The following is a 14,648-nucleotide window of genomic DNA, read 5'->3' on the forward strand; positions in this document are numbered from 1 at the left end:
TTTACGAACTTTTTATTAGTAAAACTAATTAACTCTGTGCTATAGTAATCATTGGAATTTCGTTATCAACGTGATCGTTGCCTTTCGTCACTACAAGAAAGGAGAATGACTATGACATTCGATAACAAAAATATGCAATACCGTGTCACATTGAATACTGATTTAAATCTTTTTATCGTTTTTGATAAAAACGATAAGAATCACGTAGCAACCGGTGTAACGATTGAAAAAGCGGTACAAGAATTGCAAAAAACAAAATAGAATTTCCTTCATACGAACAAGGATTTCAGTTTCACTTCAAGCTTTAGATTGATTAGTGAAATGACATACGGGTTGAGAATAAGACTCATTTTTTCTCAAAAAATGAATTCCTTCATACGAACAAGGAGTGACTCTTCAATGGAAGACGCGAAATTGCGTTAAAAGCACCTGCTGTGAATCCACGGTAGGTGCTTTTTTGACTTTCAATAGACATCTTGGTATAGTCGACGAAAGAAATTTCGGAGGTGTTGGTTATGAACGCTTTTACCTATTCAATTGATGAACATGTTGCCTTGGCTTTTCCTCAGCTTGATGCTGCGGAAGAACTTTTTTCATTGATTGAATCAGATCGACCACATATCGAGGCCTTCATAGATGTCATCGCTGAGACTAAATCTATCAAAGACGAAAAAGATTTTATTAAATTGAAGCTTCATGGTTATGCGGAAGAGACGGAGTATCTCTTTTTTATCCTTTATGACCAAATAATTTGCGGCTGCATTGATATTCACGGCATTGATAAAAAAGTCGGTAAGGGAGAAATTGGCTATTGGCTACACTCTTCATATTCGAAGCGGGGAATTGTTACAAAAAGTGTACAGGCAATTTGCACACTTGCCTTTGAAGAATATGGGCTAAATAAACTGATCATCTGCGTTGACACAGAAAATGAACCTAGTAATCGCGTGGCACAAAGAGCCGGATTCATTAAAACCAGTACAGAACCTCAGGATGCTTTGCTTTTTGGCAAATTACGAGATATGAATCGTTACACTTTACTAAAAGAACAATTCAAAAAGGGTTTTGATGAGTGATTGTCTCACCAAAACCCCTTCTTTATCTTACCACCATTACGTTACAAGGTGCATGATTCACGATATACCCACTGGTAGATCCTACTAGTAACCGTTGGAAACGACCTTTACCAGTAGCTCCAACATAAATTAAATCAATTCCATATTGTTTCGGCAATTCTTCCGTCAACGCTTTTTTAGGATTTCCGATATATTGAACGAGCTCCATATTTTGATAACGTCCCCGTTCAGCCAGCTTCTCTAGGTATTGTTTTGCCCGTTGTGTTTCTTCAGCTAGGATATCATCCATCGGCTGGGCACTGCTCATTAAAATACTGGAATCATCAATGACTTGGACAACATACAATTTGGCCTCATTTCGTCGAGCCGCACCGATTGCTTCAAAGAAAGCACCCTCAGACTGATCCGATCCGTCAACAGCCACCATAATATTTTTATATCTACCAATCATACTATCCGCTCCTTACTTCAATTATCGAATCACCGTCACACTACATGGGGCATGGTTCACAACATACGCCGCAGTAGAGCCTATGCGTGATAAACTGATTTCTCCTTTTCCCGTAGCTCCAAGGTAAATCATATCTACATCATTGTCCTTTGCAAATTCAACGATTTTCTCCTTTGGACTGCCTAAATCAACAAATGGTTCAATATTTTCAAATTCTTTGCGAGAGGCATCATGTACTTTTTTCAATAGTTCTTTTTCAACTTGTTCTTTTTCTGCCGCGTAAATTTTACTGAAAGAAAACGCGCTTGTGGAGAGTTCACTGTCATTAATGATTGAAATAACATTCAACTTAGCATCATGGCGTTTAGCCGCTTCAACTGCTTTAGCAAAAGCATGTTCTGAATGCTCAGACCCATCAATTGCTACTAAAATATTTTTGTAGTTATCAAGCATTGTAACCGCCTCCTTTATTTAAGTATAAAGGAAAACAAGAAAACTGTGAAACGAAATCACCTTTTTTCTACTGATCCAAACAAGAAAAGATTCTTACATACAGGAACGTCTAAAAATCCAAACTATTTTTTCTATTGTGAGCATTTTTCTTGTATCTCTTTTGCCAATCCGTTAAGGTTACAGTAGTTCATTTGTTTATCCGAGTTCCTTCCCAGGACTCCGGCCGTCGTTGCCCTGCGGCGGCCTTTTTTTGAGCAAAAAAGTTGCAAAGAAAGCCTTTTCCAATTATAGTTATAAGCGGGTATTACCCATCCTTTATAGAATTTGTTTTTTCACTTGCGGACCGTTGCCTTTTGGGGCCGGTCTTTTTTTTTGCTTAGTAACGATACCTAAAAATACCCTGGTTTAAATAAAAATCCCTCTTTTTCTCTGGCTTTTGTGTGTTAAACTAGGTATGTTGACACACAGTGCAATTGGAGGAAAGGACATGTATAAAGCCAACTTAAAGAATATCCTCACCCGCAAAGAAGAGCGGACAATCGATCTTACTTTGATCCCTCAGGTGGGCGATACCTTACAATTGAAGGAACCAGAGAAATTTTTGCTGGTCCATGGGATCACTCATATTATTGAAAGCGAGTCCATCCAATTTGAGATTTTTGTCGAACCAATCGACCGCACTTATTGGATGAACGAAATTTAGAAAGCGAGGAATAAAAAATGATTGCACACAAAAGAGATGGACTCCATGTAGTTTAAGATCATTAAAAATTACATGGAGGAATTACGATGACTAATATTTATGATAATGAGAAATTTTTTGAAAGCTACAGCCAAATGAATCGCAGCCAGCAGGGACTAGATGGTGCCGGTGAGTGGCAGACATTAAAAGAGCTGCTGCCTGATTTTAAAGGAAAGCGGGTATTGGATCTTGGCTGCGGCTATGGATGGCATTGCCTTTATGCCGCTGAGCATGGGGCTGCCTCTGTAGTAGGCGTAGATCTTTCTGAAAAAATGCTTGCCGTGGCTCGTGAAAAGAATACTTTCGATACTATTACTTATCTTCATGCCAGTATTGATGAAGTCACCTTTGAACCGGAAAGTTTTGATGTTGTGATCAGCTCACTAGCGATTCATTATATTGCCAATTTTGAAAAGCTCACAAAAAACATTGCGAAATGGTTAGTCCCAAGCGGACAATTCGTTTTTTCAGTCGAGCATCCAATCTTTACTGCTGAAGGTTCACAAGATTGGGTTTATGATGACAAAGGTACCATTCTGCACTTCCCTGTCGATAATTATTTTTACGAAGGACAGCGAACTGCGCATTTTCTCGGTAGCGATGTGACAAAATACCATCGGACGCTGACGACTTATTTAGATAATCTGTTAACCAATGGCTTTCAAATCAAGCGCATCGTCGAACCGATGCCCCCTGAAAATATGATGGACATCCCAGGGATGAAAGACGAAATGCGGCGACCAATGATGCTGATTGTGGCGGCGGAGAGAAGTTAATAGCATTTACGTAAATATAGAAAAAAGCCACTTCAAGTTTGAAGTGGCTTTTACTATTAAGAACCCGCATTAATGGCTTGATCCAAACGAACTAGCCACGCTTCTTTATCTCCAGATAAATCAATGTTTGGCATATATTTTCCAGTATTTTTGTGATAAACCTCATTCAAGATAGTTGCACAGTCTGCATGTGGTAGGTTATGTCTTTTTTGTCCATCAAACCAGCTAATTCCTTTTTTTGTTCCTTGTCCAATCGTAATTAATGCTTGCATTTCAATTCCTCCTTGACTTGTTGTATTCCCTTCATTTTTAAACTGATCGTACCAATATTGCGCTTGTGTTGCTCGAACTGGTTGGTTGGGATTTGCGGGATGTTCATAAAAAGCAATAAAATATTCTGCTGCTTTTTTTACATCCGTCAATTTTGTAAAATCCCGAAATGAAATATAACTTAGATCTGGTCGTTGCGGATTACTGAACCATTGAAGCCCATTCTCCATTTCAAATTGAATACGTTGGCACTGAGCATCTACAGTTTTGTAATTCATTCCAAGACTATTACACCAATCAATTAATTTTGATCCTGGTGTCCATTGGACCAAACCATATCCCCCATCTCCAGACCAGATATCAGGATTTAAACTACTTTCACTTTGAATATTTCCTAATATCCCAGCTACGGACTGTTTAGTCCAACCACGAGAAACTAAAAAATCCCAAACTTGTTTTGCTACTTCTCTTTGTCCCAATACAATTCACTCCTTTCATTTTTACGGTTTAGCATTAATTGCTTGGTCTAGCCTTACTAGCCAAGCTTCATCAGCACCTTTCATTTTCATGGTTGGCATGTCTTTACCATTATTTTCACGATAAATTCGATTTACGATTTCCTGACAGTCTTTATTTGGAAGATTGTGTCTTCTTTTTCCATCAAACCATGAAATTCCATTATTCATTTCTATAAAACATTGCGGTTGAACATCGCCTTTAGTGGCACCGTCTCCTGCTGCATTTCCGCCTTTTAACCGATAATAATAAACTGGCGGCCCGCCTAACCAACCTTCCGCTGCAGACGTTACAATCCCATTAATGCCATAAGGTAAATACTTTGTAGCGTGAATAATTGTTTGATTATCAAGAAAAATCCCTGTATGTCCGTTATTTCCCGTGGACGAGCCTTTAGGACCTGAAACGAAAATATCACCTTTACCTACTTGTTCTTTGGAGATTGGAATTAATAAACTACCTTCTAATCCATATAATGTTTCTGTATTTCCGTAATTTCCTCCGCTATTGTCCAAAAAACCGCCTGCTCTTAAAGCAGAAATGACAGCAGCAGAACAATCATACCTTGGTGGGGTTCCTGTTCCCCACGGTCTGACTTGTTCATAAACTACTTTACCTTCTCGATCCTTCATCCATTGAATCATTTTATTGATGTCACCCATTAAAATTCCCTCCTTTATCTTGTTTATCTGTAATAAAGTGAAAAACTAACCCCTGTCGCCAAAATATGTGTCAAAACCTTATCCATGTTCTCCTATCCTCTCATTAATATGATTGACCGTTGTCTCAATTCTCTCTACTTGCTTGAGTGATTCCGTCAACTCGTCGATCGTGTGTAAATAGCGTTCTTCTCGCGCATTGTTTTGTTTCATCACCCATACTAAGAGAAAGACAAAAAGCACTGGAAATCCGATGCTTTCAGGATTATTGAGAAACGTTGAAATAAAATTATCCATGCTTCACCAGCTTCCTAAAATTATTCTGTTTTCTTGTTCATTACTTCTTGGTCATTCAGAAGAACAATTGAATCTATACGTGATTTCGAAATTCTCTATCCACACTGAAAACGCACCATTTAACACCTGAAAATAGAAAAACTATCTACCAAAAATCCTTCCGACCCCTTAAAATTGCTACTTCTTATTCGCCTTAATCTTTTACTTATACCTTCGTTTCTTCATACATTTCACCCCTTCCTGTTTGATCTATCTAAACTATATACGAACTTATGTTCGTTTTGTTGCCAAAAAAAAGACATCAAATTCCTAGATGTTCAGCTAGCTCTTCGAAAAAGGCATCACGCAGTCGAATCACTTGCCGCTTGCTTAAAAAGACTTGATCTGCGACTAAGTCGAGCGTTCCTTTTTGCTTATTGGACATATACAAGCGTTCGATGATTTCTCTTGTTTCTTCAGTTGCCGTCTCTAAACACATTGAAATGATCTTTTGGTTTCGCTCTAAATTAATCAGCTGACGGTCTAAAGAGATAGAAATTAACAGCTTTTTATCTTTGGTCTCTTTATTTGAGTGTTGATGAGTCTCTTTACTACGGAAGAGCAGTTTTTCTTTTCTTTCTAAATAGTAGTCTTCCATTTTAGGATAATCCTGCAAAATGCCTTTTAAATAATCCTTCTTCCATTTTTCCATGGTCCTTCCTCCTTAAAATAACTATTACTTGAAGTATCAGAGAAATAGTAAATTATTTTTAATACTAAATTTCCTCTGAACCAACGTAAAATTCTTTTTTGTAGATTAATGGTAATACATTACGCGTACTATGTAAATCATTTTGTCGACATATCGTCTGTTTTTTATAGAAAATCTACGACATTTCGTGGTATTATAGGGAAGAAGGGAGTGGGACTATGTTTGCACAACAATTAAAAAAATTAAGAAAAAGAACACCTCACCTAACTCAGATGGACATGGCTAAAGAATTAGGGGTCGCTAAAACGACTTACGCTTCCTATGAACAAGGAAAACGAACGCCCGATATAGAGATGCAAAATAGGATCGCTGATTTTTTTAATGTGACTTTAGATTACTTGCACGGACGAGAACAAAAGTCTTCTTTTTCCACCAAACAGATGACTGTCGCGGCTCATATTGATGATGAAGTGACTGAGGAACAAATGGAAGATATTTTGAACTATATTGATTTTATTAAGCAGAAACACGCAAAGAAGGATTGATTGGATGGATAAAGCAGAAAAATTAATGGCTCATTTTCCAGGAATCAATTATATTTTTGATCCAGCTATGCCAGATGGACAAAAAGGATTGTATATCGACAACCATGTCTATTTGAATCCACGCCAAACCTCTGAAGAATTGACCGATACAGTCGCGGAGGAGATCGCCCACTACTTGACTAGTTCCGGTGATATTACACCCCAGGATACCAAGGAAAAACGCAAACAAGAACAAAAAGCCCGTGATGTCGGAGCAACTTTGGTGGTATCTCCCCAAGACATCATTGACTGTTACAAAGAACGTTTCTCTACCGTTTGGGAATGCGCCGATTATTTGGGGATCAATAAGGATTCCTTAGAGCATGCCGTGAAAGTCTATGCCCGGATGTATGAGGATGGATTATCCTATAAAAATTATCGCATTCTTTTCCGAGGAAATGGCACCATCGGAGTCATCGAATTTTTTGACGATTAAAAACGACCTTAGCTTATTCGCTAAGGTCGTTGTTTTATCCGCTGATTTAAAAATTATTTTCAGGATCGACTAGTTCTCCATAACTAACAACCGTTGTAAAATCAATGAAATCTTCTGTTTCACTTTTGATGATTTTAACGATCGCTGAATTGTTTAATTTATTCTTCACAATTCCTAGTTGTGTTTCCTTTTTATATTCGAAATATACTTCTTGTCCAATTGAGAAGCGCTCCCCTAAAAATGAGGGCTTTGGAGATTTGAATCCATAGGTGTTCGCCATTTGAATATCCTCCTTCAAATATTATAAAAAAAGAAGACCGTTTCCGATCTCCTTAGTCATCCGTCAATAAACAATTATTAGTCTTTAACGATGTTTGAAGCTTGTAAGCCGCGTTGGCCTTCTTCAACGTCAAACGTTACTGCTTGACCTTCGTCTAAAGATTTGAATCCGTCTCCTTGGATAGCTGAGAAATGTGCGAAAACATCATTTCCATCTTCTCCAGTGATGAAACCAAAACCTTTGTCTGCATTAAACCATTTTACTGTACCTTTATTCATAGAAAGTACCTCCAATTACACATCAACTGTGTTTATTTTGTAATAAAAAATGACGTGTAAGAAAAAGTATCTTAAATTATCTAGATAACTACCTAGTCACATATCAAAGTATTACTTAGTTACCATAACATGAATAAATCCTAAAAGCAAAAAAACATGAACATTTCTGCAAAACAATCCATATAATATTAAGTTTTGATTCTTTTCCTTAATAACTCCATTTAAATCTTGTATTCTACTTTGTTTTCAGGACAAAAAAAGAACTTTCTCGGTTTTACTCCTCATTTACTAAAAGCGAACAATCCCTTTAGACAGAAAAAAGCATGCAGCGGACTGCATGCTTTTTTTATTCAGCCGTTTCTGCATAGAAGCCAATGCCTTCTGAACGCCAGCCAACTCGAACAAGATGATCCCGTTCATTCGAATTCGGCGTGTAGTGATGGGCACCTGCTTTTGCGTTTGGATTATATAACCGATAAATAGGCACTCGAGGGTGATTAGAGAAAGCGGACACAAAAGCAACACCCTCATCTCTCCACCCGACACTTACTAAGTGTGCCGCTTCATAGCTGTTCATCGTATAATGATGATCTCCGGCATTTGGATTGTACAGTCGATAGACAGGCGCTCCCGTATGAAAATTCGGTGCAAACCAGCCAATCTGTTCCTCGCGCCAGCCAACACTTCGTAAATACCTTGACTCTGACAAATCAGGCGTATAAAAATGTTCACCAGAATTCGGGTTATACAACCGATAGACAGCAACACTTGCGGAAGCTTCAAGAGAAAAACCAAAAAGTAACAAACAAGTGAAAAAGAGTCCAACAACGCTAGCTATTTTCTTCATTCCAAACGCCTCCTTTCTTTCATTATAGAGGGTTATCTCTTGCGATTAAAGAAAATCCTGTGAACACGGTTACTTTTTATTCCGACAATAATCCACATAGCCAAAAGCAAAGGCTTCAATCAATAGGAAAAATGAGGAGGCGGTTTGCAACCACCAGTCTGTCGGGTTCGGGCTGCGACTACTTGAGGCATACAGCGAAAAATCCGCTCTGCCAGACAATAAATTATTTTGCATAGTTGTAATCGACACAATCGTCGAACGATAGGTGGAAAGAACATTTAACACATTGAAGAGATGTTGATTCTCTCCAGATAATGACAAAACAAAAATCAAATCGTCTTCATTGATGCTTTCCATGATCCGTTTGAATTCATTGGATTGAGAGGACGCCGGGATCATTTGCGCGGGTTTCCCGATTAGCAACAATAATCGCTGCAATTCTGCCGCCTGGTTTTGCTGGGTGACACCGGTTCCTAATAGATAGACGTTTCGACTGTTTTCCAGCGCCTTATAAATGTTTTCCCAGTTGTTTGTTTTGAGATAATTGATTGTCCGTTCCGCATCAGAAAAAATACGAGTTTTGAAGCTCGCCTCCTTTTGTTCATCACTGGGGTTATTCTGCCACTTTAAAAAATTCCGCAGCTCGCTAAACCCAGTGAAGCCCAGCTTTTGTGTAAAGCGAATCACGGATGATTTTGAAGAATGACAAATTTTCGCGAAATCATTGGTTCCCATTGTCGTCATTTCTTTCGGATGGGCATGGATGTATTTGACCATTTGAAGATCGACTTCATTTAATGCCTCATAATGTTGATTGACAATATCAGAAAAAAGCATAGCCAGCCTCCTTACTCTTTCATCTTATTTTATCCTAAAACGAATGCAGCGTGTTCCCTATAGAAAAAAAGTATGAACGATCGTTGCCAACCATTCATACCTTCATTGCAGATTTTACTTTAATTCTGGCCACCAGTCGCCATTTGCTTCAATCATTTCATCTAAAATCTCTTTTGCCACTGCCGCAGAAGGAACAGTTTTAGATAGTGTCATCGCCTGCCAAAGCTTTTGATACGACTTTTGCTCAAAGGCATCCACGACTAATTTTTCAACCGCTACCTGCTGTTCGATCATTCCTTTTTGGAAATGGGGGATTTTCCCCATACATAACGGCTCGTAACCGCGCTTGCTGACAATGCAAGGAACCTCAACCATCGCATCATCAGATAAATTGGCGATCGCCCCTTCATTTTTAACGATGAGAAGCATCCGTTCATAAGTATTGTAGGCTAACGCTCCGGCCAATTGGACGATAAATTCAGCATGTTCGCCTGCTTCGATCGTTGTATCCTCAGCTGTTTGCGCCGCAGCGATTCGCTCACACTCCGCAAATACATTCTTCTCCCGATTATCCATCACTTCATTGGCGCGAGTATAGTTTGGATCGGCATGAGCCACCACGTAATCAGGGTATAGGTAATATTTTAAATACGTATTTGGAACAGTCAGCGGATCAACTGCGTAAACATCCTTGGCTTTTTGGAAGGTATCCATCCAGCTGTTTTCCTCTAGTAATGGGTTGCCTTCTCCCTTGGCAGCGGCATAGCCATATTTTGCTACATGCTCCTTCAATTTCGGCATAAGATCGTTGCCCTGTTTGTCGGTCATTTCTGTCCACCAGCCAAAATGATTCAATCCATAATAACGATCGACAATGTCGCTTTCACTTTCTAAGCCGACAATATCGGCGATAGACTTCTTGATTGCAACAGGCATGTCGCAGATATTGATAATCTTTGCCTCTGGACGCATTCTACGTGTCGCTTCCGCTACAATCGCTGCTGGATTCGAATAGTTGAGCATCCAAGCTTCTGGCGAATACTTTTCCATGTAGTCGATCAATTCCACCACTCCTGGAATCGAACGCATCCCGTAAGCCATTCCTCCAGGCCCGCAGGTTTCTTGGCCAACAACCCCATGCCTCAAAGGGATCTTCTCATCTTGTTCACGCATTGCAAGGCCACCCACTCGAATGTGGGCCATCACAAAATCAACGTCGGTGAAGGCTTCTTCAGGATCCGTTGTTGCTAAAAATTCGATTTCTGGCGCGCGTTCCTTTACAATCACCTCGCAGGCTTTCGCAACAATATCTTGACGTTCTTTATTATTATCGTAAAATTTTAATTTGCGTAAAGGAAACTTCTCCTGATTTTCGATAAGCATCATGACGATTCCTGCGGTATAGGTGCTTCCCCCACCTGCAATTACGACTGACTGTTTTTCCAACTTCATTCTTCTCTTCCTTTCAAATTGACTCTCTATAATTTATGATTCGCTCATACCTAATCTCTCACAGATATCTTCTTTAAATCCTTGAACCCCCATCCCGATGATGACTTGGACACTCGTTCCATTTAAAACAACACCCTTTTGCTGAGAGATTCTCTCTAATTGAGCCGAATCAACCAGCGCTTCGTCTTTCACCGTGACCCTTAATCTGGTAAAGCAATTGGAAATACTTTCGATATTTTCTCTTCCACCCAATCCAGCAACAACTAAGTCAAAGTCTGCGCTGCCATCTGCCGTAAACTCGCCATTCGTTTCATTTACTAGTACTGCTTCTTCTGATTCCTCATCTTCTCGACCCGGTGTTTTAATATTTAACTTGTTAATCAACAAGACAAACACAAAGTACCAAATGACTGACATGATGACTCCAACAAGAATCACCAAGTAAAATTTCGTGACAGAAGGGCTAAACACAGAATTAGAGACAAAGGTGTCAATCAAGCCATACAGCATATAGGTTCTGGCACCGATTCCCCACAGAATTGTTTCTGATACCGCCGTTAGTAAACTATGAACCAGCCATAGCAGCGGTGAAGCAAATAAGAAGGAGAAATCTAACGGCTCCGTGATGCCGGCTACTGCCGCAACGAACATTGACGGCAGGATCATCCCTTTCACTTCCTCTTTGCGCTGCTTTTTCGCACAGTGGATCAATGCAAGAGAAACCGCGATCGAGCCAAAGATCTTCACAAAGCCAAACGTCGCAAAGCGTAACGATGGGTCTAAGCTGGTAATTGACCCCGCATTGGCCATTTCTGCGTAAAAAATATTTGCCGCACCATTGTAAACCTGACCGCCAATTTTTGCGGTACCGCCTAACGCAGTAAAACAAAATGGCATCCATAATAAATGATGTAACCCCGTCGGAATCAAGAATCGATTACCGAACGAATAAATGAACACGCCCAACAAGCCTGTCGTCAAGATAAAGCCTGACAAGGAAGAAATCCAGCCATTCACCACCGGCCAAATGTAGCTCATTCCAATCGCTGTCACTAAAATAACCGGGATCAGAATCATGAAGGAAAAGCGTGAACCACCATAAATACTCAAGAAGTCCACAAATTCCTTATCTGAAAAGCGATTGTGAATAAACGCGACGATACAGCCAACCAACATCCCTAAAAAGACATTCATATCGACAACTTGAAAGCCTAAAACTACAGCCTGTCCTGTCCCAAAAAGACCCATATCCCCTGCTTCAGCCAATTGATTCGTCAGCGTCAGCCACGCATTGTTTGCTGCCAAAAAGAATAAAAACGCGATCAATGATATCAGAGCAGCCTCAACTTTTTTCTTTTTCGCTAGCGAAGCAGTGATTCCTACACAGAAAATCAATGCTAAATTATTTAACATGCTGTCCATCATTGTTTTGATCAGCCCGCCAAAGGTCTGCAAAACATTCGGCATGAATTCCAATTGTAAAATAACAGAAACTGCCAAGAATAGCCCCATTACCGCCATGAACTTCACTGGAACGATCACCGCTCGAGAAAAATCCTGCATCGTCTGAGAAAATTTACTTTTCATCGTTTCTCTCCATTCAATTTATTGAGTATACGTATCTCTTGACCTCAGACTACCAACATATGAAACCCGTTACAATACTCCTTCCACTCTTTGGACCCAAGTCCAAGAATAGGAACCAAAAAAGAGAAATAGCAGCTTTAATAACAAACGGAGAGAAACACTATTTTTCGTTAAAAAAGAGCTCAATTCTTTAAAAGAATTGAGCTCAGAGGAGGAACAGTATTTAAAAAGGGACCTTACTGTTGCATACAAGAGAATGAACAAAAAAAAGGAAAGCACATTCCATGCTTTCCTTCCTCCGTTGATGCTTGAACAATATACCCATTTTCTCATATAAGATAAAAATCTTCTTCGGGGGAAACACTCGGTAAACTTCACTTATTAATTACTGGGTACAAGCTTCATCAAGGAGCTGTATCTTTTCATTTAAAGGTGCTCGACTTCTGTTGATTCCTATCTTAGCGCCGTGTTCTTAATCTAGATATCTATTTAGATCTACCTAAGAAAAATGAGACGATCAAGACTAAGATGACTGCTCCAATGATTGATGGTACTAACGCCATTCCAGCTAAAGAAGGTCCCCAAGAACCTAATATTGCTTGACCTAACGCTGAACCTACTAAACCAGCGATGATATTTGCGATCCAGCCCATGCTGTTTCCTTTACCTGTAATCGCTCCAGCGATTGCACCGATAACTGCTCCGATAATTAATGACCATAATAAACCCATGACAAATTCCTCCTACAATACACTTATTTTACTCGTGGTTCACGATTTTCTTCGATTTTTGCTTGCGCTTTGTTTGTGCCGCGGTTCACTACACCTTTTGCTTTGTCTGTTTGTTTTGAAGCAAACTCACCTGTTGTCTTCGCTGCACTAGTTACTTTGTCTTGAACCGTTTCGCTATCTTGTTCATACTCTTCTTCAGACTTGATATCCACGACATTGATATTTACTTCGATCACATCTAAATGTGTCATCTTTTCCACTTCATCATGAATGACTTCTTTGATACGATCCGCAATTTTTGGAATGTCTCTTCCATACTCAATCACAACATCCATATCCACAGCTACTTGTTTTTTACCGACTTCTGTTTCGATACCTGTCGTTACGTTATCTGTATTGACCAATTTTTCAGCGATATTTGAGAAGAATCCGCCATCTACGGTTAATAACCCATCAATTTGTTCAATCGCTGTGCCAACGATTTTTTGAATAACCTTATCGTCATACGTTAATTCACCTTTGACTTCTGACGCTTTGTTTGGTGTTTGTCCTGATACGGCTGTTTTATCGTTTACATTTTTGTTTTGAAAATTGTTTTCCATGATACTTTTCCTCCTAATGGTTGTTTTGTTTAAAATATTCATCTAATAAATTGGTTTGCTGCAGGTAATAGCCCAGTGCTGCGCCTAATCCAGTTAATAAAACGATCAACAATGTTTTGAAAAAACCGATCGCTACCAGCAATATGGCTAAAATTAACCCTGCGATCCCGAAAATAATCGGGAGTTTGTATTGATTCATTAAATCTTTCAAGCGGCTCCCTCCTTATTCGTGTAATTGATTGCTCCCATTTGAGCATTGCGTTGTACTATTTTACCCGTGAGTGATCAGCTGTGTTCTTGTCTTGCTCATCATCAAAAGACTTATAAGCAACATCCACTTTGATTTTTTCCTGACTACCTAGGATTTCTTGTAGTTCCTGTTGAATTTCTTTCATCAATGTTTCTGTTTTTCCGATATGGGCAGATGTGCGGTTCAATTGGCCTTTGATTTTGATCCTGATCTTATTTTTTGTCGCACGCACCTTCACATCTGGTGAAGCAACAAATCCGACATTCTGCGTTTTCGTCCGAACAAATCCTTCAATCGCTTTTCTGTCTAAGGAGAGACGTCCCTTCTCTTCTTTCAGTACAAATGTTTGTTTGACCTTTGGATAAAAGATAAGGAAAAGAATGAAAATCAGTAAGATTATTGAGAAGACTAACGCTACCCAAAATAAGTACTCGCGAAGAAAGTAATTAGATAGAGAATTTCTGATAAATTCCGTACGATGAATGCCAAACGGCAAATTCATATAAGGAGAACTGATTGCGATAACCATCAGCAGAGCTGACATCAAGATAACTGAGATGATAATCCCGATTGCTTTTATTCCACGATTCATAATTGTACACCTCCTTCATAATAGAAACTCAGTAATAAATTATGTTGCTAATGCGGATCACTTTTCTAATCTCTCTTTTAATTTCCAATATTCCATCCATATTTTTAACAGAAAATTAAAAGCTTTTTTAGTGAAAGTAAATCATCTTACATAAATCATCATAACTTGATTTATTTTATTTTTGAAATATTCAGCTCACAATATCCAAATACGCATTATTTAAGCTTACTATTTGACAATA

At 39.1% G+C, this 14,648-nt stretch carries 22 protein-coding genes; 6 read left to right on the plus strand and 16 right to left on the minus strand.

Annotated elements, in window-relative coordinates:
• The first annotated feature begins 111 nt into the window (after positions 1 to 111).
• Positions 112 to 261 (plus strand): hypothetical protein, encoded by a 150-nt coding sequence (locus tag RV13_RS21015; RefSeq protein WP_010743885.1) that lies wholly within the window; start codon positions 112 to 114, stop codon positions 259 to 261.
• Between the two features lie 254 nt (positions 262 to 515).
• Complete coding sequence (locus RV13_RS10355; protein ID WP_028020778.1) at positions 516 to 1,076, plus strand: GNAT family N-acetyltransferase; 561 nt, start codon at positions 516 to 518, stop codon at positions 1,074 to 1,076.
• A gap of 22 nt (positions 1,077 to 1,098) precedes the next feature.
• Here the strand turns inward: RV13_RS10355 and RV13_RS10360 are convergent, their stop codons facing one another.
• Positions 1,099 to 1,527: a universal stress protein gene (locus RV13_RS10360; protein ID WP_028020779.1), complete on the minus strand. Its 429-nt coding sequence runs from the start codon at positions 1,525 to 1,527 to the stop codon at positions 1,099 to 1,101.
• A gap of 21 nt (positions 1,528 to 1,548) precedes the next feature.
• Entirely contained in the window at positions 1,549 to 1,980 is a 432-nt protein-coding gene (locus tag RV13_RS10365) for a universal stress protein (protein ID WP_028020780.1), read from the minus strand.
• Positions 1,981 to 2,467: 487 nt separating this feature from the next.
• On the opposite strand from RV13_RS10365, the gene RV13_RS10370 reads away from it, so the two are divergent.
• Positions 2,468 to 2,683: a hypothetical protein gene (locus tag RV13_RS10370; protein ID WP_028020781.1), complete on the plus strand. Its 216-nt coding sequence runs from the start codon at positions 2,468 to 2,470 to the stop codon at positions 2,681 to 2,683.
• A gap of 86 nt (positions 2,684 to 2,769) precedes the next feature.
• Entirely contained in the window at positions 2,770 to 3,498 is a 729-nt protein-coding gene (locus RV13_RS10375) for a class I SAM-dependent methyltransferase (RefSeq protein WP_028020782.1), read from the plus strand.
• A gap of 56 nt (positions 3,499 to 3,554) precedes the next feature.
• Here RV13_RS10375 and RV13_RS10380 read toward each other — a convergent pair whose 3' ends face one another.
• The 4 genes from RV13_RS10380 to RV13_RS10395 form a co-directional block, all read right to left on the minus strand.
• Entirely contained in the window at positions 3,555 to 4,247 is a 693-nt protein-coding gene (locus tag RV13_RS10380; protein WP_028020783.1) for a phage tail tip lysozyme, read from the minus strand.
• 21 nt (positions 4,248 to 4,268) lie between these two features.
• Positions 4,269 to 4,946 carry a peptidoglycan amidohydrolase family protein gene (locus RV13_RS10385; RefSeq protein WP_060789352.1) on the minus strand — a complete coding sequence of 226 codons (678 nt, stop codon included), beginning with the start codon at positions 4,944 to 4,946 and terminating at the stop codon, positions 4,269 to 4,271.
• 78 nt (positions 4,947 to 5,024) lie between these two features.
• A complete protein-coding gene (locus RV13_RS10390; RefSeq protein ID WP_010743893.1) occupies positions 5,025 to 5,240 on the minus strand; it encodes a BhlA/UviB family holin-like peptide in 216 nt (71 codons plus the stop codon).
• A 301-nt stretch (positions 5,241 to 5,541) separates the two neighbouring features.
• Positions 5,542 to 5,931 (minus strand): DUF722 domain-containing protein, encoded by a 390-nt coding sequence (locus RV13_RS10395; RefSeq protein ID WP_028020784.1) that lies wholly within the window; start codon positions 5,929 to 5,931, stop codon positions 5,542 to 5,544.
• Between the two features lie 218 nt (positions 5,932 to 6,149).
• Here RV13_RS10395 and RV13_RS10400 point away from each other — a divergent pair, with 218 nt between their 5' ends.
• Complete coding sequence (locus RV13_RS10400; RefSeq protein ID WP_060789353.1) at positions 6,150 to 6,476, plus strand: helix-turn-helix domain-containing protein; 327 nt, start codon at positions 6,150 to 6,152, stop codon at positions 6,474 to 6,476.
• Positions 6,477 to 6,480: 4 nt separating this feature from the next.
• Positions 6,481 to 6,951 (plus strand): ImmA/IrrE family metallo-endopeptidase, encoded by a 471-nt coding sequence (locus RV13_RS10405; RefSeq protein ID WP_028020786.1) that lies wholly within the window; start codon positions 6,481 to 6,483, stop codon positions 6,949 to 6,951.
• A gap of 46 nt (positions 6,952 to 6,997) precedes the next feature.
• On the opposite strand, the gene RV13_RS10410 is transcribed toward RV13_RS10405, so the two are convergent.
• The 10 genes from RV13_RS10410 to amaP all read right to left on the minus strand — a co-directional run bounded on the left by RV13_RS10410 (position 6,998) and on the right by amaP (position 14,407).
• Positions 6,998 to 7,231 carry a hypothetical protein gene (locus tag RV13_RS10410; protein ID WP_010743897.1) on the minus strand — a complete coding sequence of 78 codons (234 nt, stop codon included), beginning with the start codon at positions 7,229 to 7,231 and terminating at the stop codon, positions 6,998 to 7,000.
• A gap of 77 nt (positions 7,232 to 7,308) precedes the next feature.
• Complete coding sequence (locus tag RV13_RS10415) at positions 7,309 to 7,509, minus strand: cold-shock protein (protein ID WP_028020787.1); 201 nt, start codon at positions 7,507 to 7,509, stop codon at positions 7,309 to 7,311.
• A gap of 346 nt (positions 7,510 to 7,855) precedes the next feature.
• Positions 7,856 to 8,356 (minus strand): hypothetical protein, encoded by a 501-nt coding sequence (locus RV13_RS10420; protein ID WP_028020788.1) that lies wholly within the window; start codon positions 8,354 to 8,356, stop codon positions 7,856 to 7,858.
• Between the two features lie 69 nt (positions 8,357 to 8,425).
• Positions 8,426 to 9,193, minus strand: coding sequence for a MurR/RpiR family transcriptional regulator (locus RV13_RS10425; RefSeq protein WP_028020789.1), 768 nt, complete (start codon positions 9,191 to 9,193; stop codon positions 8,426 to 8,428).
• A 114-nt stretch (positions 9,194 to 9,307) separates the two neighbouring features.
• The gene (locus tag RV13_RS10430; protein ID WP_028020790.1) at positions 9,308 to 10,645 is read right to left on the minus strand and encodes a 6-phospho-alpha-glucosidase; all 1,338 of its coding nucleotides are present in this window, start codon (positions 10,643 to 10,645) and stop codon (positions 9,308 to 9,310) included.
• A 33-nt stretch (positions 10,646 to 10,678) separates the two neighbouring features.
• Positions 10,679 to 12,232 (minus strand): PTS transporter subunit EIIC, encoded by a 1,554-nt coding sequence (locus tag RV13_RS10435; protein ID WP_028020791.1) that lies wholly within the window; start codon positions 12,230 to 12,232, stop codon positions 10,679 to 10,681.
• Positions 12,233 to 12,717: 485 nt separating this feature from the next.
• On the minus strand, positions 12,718 to 12,963 hold the full coding sequence (locus tag RV13_RS10440) for a GlsB/YeaQ/YmgE family stress response membrane protein (protein WP_028020792.1): 246 nt from the start codon (positions 12,961 to 12,963) through the stop codon (positions 12,718 to 12,720).
• 23 nt (positions 12,964 to 12,986) lie between these two features.
• Positions 12,987 to 13,565 (minus strand): Asp23/Gls24 family envelope stress response protein, encoded by a 579-nt coding sequence (locus tag RV13_RS10445; RefSeq protein ID WP_028020793.1) that lies wholly within the window; start codon positions 13,563 to 13,565, stop codon positions 12,987 to 12,989.
• 13 nt (positions 13,566 to 13,578) lie between these two features.
• The gene (locus tag RV13_RS10450) at positions 13,579 to 13,776 is read right to left on the minus strand and encodes a DUF2273 domain-containing protein (protein ID WP_028020794.1); all 198 of its coding nucleotides are present in this window, start codon (positions 13,774 to 13,776) and stop codon (positions 13,579 to 13,581) included.
• A gap of 55 nt (positions 13,777 to 13,831) precedes the next feature.
• Positions 13,832 to 14,407: an alkaline shock response membrane anchor protein AmaP gene (amaP, locus tag RV13_RS10455; protein ID WP_028020795.1), complete on the minus strand. Its 576-nt coding sequence runs from the start codon at positions 14,405 to 14,407 to the stop codon at positions 13,832 to 13,834.
• Positions 14,408 to 14,648 lie beyond the last annotated feature (241 nt).

Source organism: Enterococcus raffinosus (genome assembly GCF_001886185.1).
Classification (GTDB): Bacteria; Bacillota; Bacilli; order Lactobacillales; family Enterococcaceae; genus Enterococcus_A; species Enterococcus_A raffinosus.

Coding starts and splice junctions, on each gene's coding strand:
- RV13_RS10410 (WP_010743897.1), bottom strand. CDS start 7,231: ATGGCGAACACCTATGGATTCAAATCTCCAAAGCCCTCATTTTTAGGG.
- RV13_RS21015 (WP_010743885.1), top strand. CDS start 112: ATGACATTCGATAACAAAAATATGCAATACCGTGTCACATTGAATACT.
- RV13_RS10430 (WP_028020790.1), bottom strand. CDS start 10,645: ATGAAGTTGGAAAAACAGTCAGTCGTAATTGCAGGTGGGGGAAGCACC.
- RV13_RS10375 (WP_028020782.1), top strand. CDS start 2,770: ATGACTAATATTTATGATAATGAGAAATTTTTTGAAAGCTACAGCCAA.
- RV13_RS10365 (WP_028020780.1), bottom strand. CDS start 1,980: ATGCTTGATAACTACAAAAATATTTTAGTAGCAATTGATGGGTCTGAG.
- RV13_RS10435 (WP_028020791.1), bottom strand. CDS start 12,232: ATGAAAAGTAAATTTTCTCAGACGATGCAGGATTTTTCTCGAGCGGTG.
- RV13_RS10440 (WP_028020792.1), bottom strand. CDS start 12,963: ATGGGTTTATTATGGTCATTAATTATCGGAGCAGTTATCGGTGCAATC.
- RV13_RS10420 (WP_028020788.1), bottom strand. CDS start 8,356: ATGAAGAAAATAGCTAGCGTTGTTGGACTCTTTTTCACTTGTTTGTTA.
- RV13_RS10415 (WP_028020787.1), bottom strand. CDS start 7,509: ATGAATAAAGGTACAGTAAAATGGTTTAATGCAGACAAAGGTTTTGGT.
- RV13_RS10400 (WP_060789353.1), top strand. CDS start 6,150: ATGTTTGCACAACAATTAAAAAAATTAAGAAAAAGAACACCTCACCTA.
- amaP (WP_028020795.1), bottom strand. CDS start 14,407: ATGAATCGTGGAATAAAAGCAATCGGGATTATCATCTCAGTTATCTTG.
- RV13_RS10405 (WP_028020786.1), top strand. CDS start 6,481: ATGGATAAAGCAGAAAAATTAATGGCTCATTTTCCAGGAATCAATTAT.
- RV13_RS10390 (WP_010743893.1), bottom strand. CDS start 5,240: ATGGATAATTTTATTTCAACGTTTCTCAATAATCCTGAAAGCATCGGA.
- RV13_RS10385 (WP_060789352.1), bottom strand. CDS start 4,946: ATGGGTGACATCAATAAAATGATTCAATGGATGAAGGATCGAGAAGGT.
- RV13_RS10445 (WP_028020793.1), bottom strand. CDS start 13,565: ATGGAAAACAATTTTCAAAACAAAAATGTAAACGATAAAACAGCCGTA.
- RV13_RS10425 (WP_028020789.1), bottom strand. CDS start 9,193: ATGCTTTTTTCTGATATTGTCAATCAACATTATGAGGCATTAAATGAA.
- RV13_RS10360 (WP_028020779.1), bottom strand. CDS start 1,527: ATGATTGGTAGATATAAAAATATTATGGTGGCTGTTGACGGATCGGAT.
- RV13_RS10355 (WP_028020778.1), top strand. CDS start 516: ATGAACGCTTTTACCTATTCAATTGATGAACATGTTGCCTTGGCTTTT.
- RV13_RS10370 (WP_028020781.1), top strand. CDS start 2,468: ATGTATAAAGCCAACTTAAAGAATATCCTCACCCGCAAAGAAGAGCGG.
- RV13_RS10395 (WP_028020784.1), bottom strand. CDS start 5,931: ATGGAAAAATGGAAGAAGGATTATTTAAAAGGCATTTTGCAGGATTAT.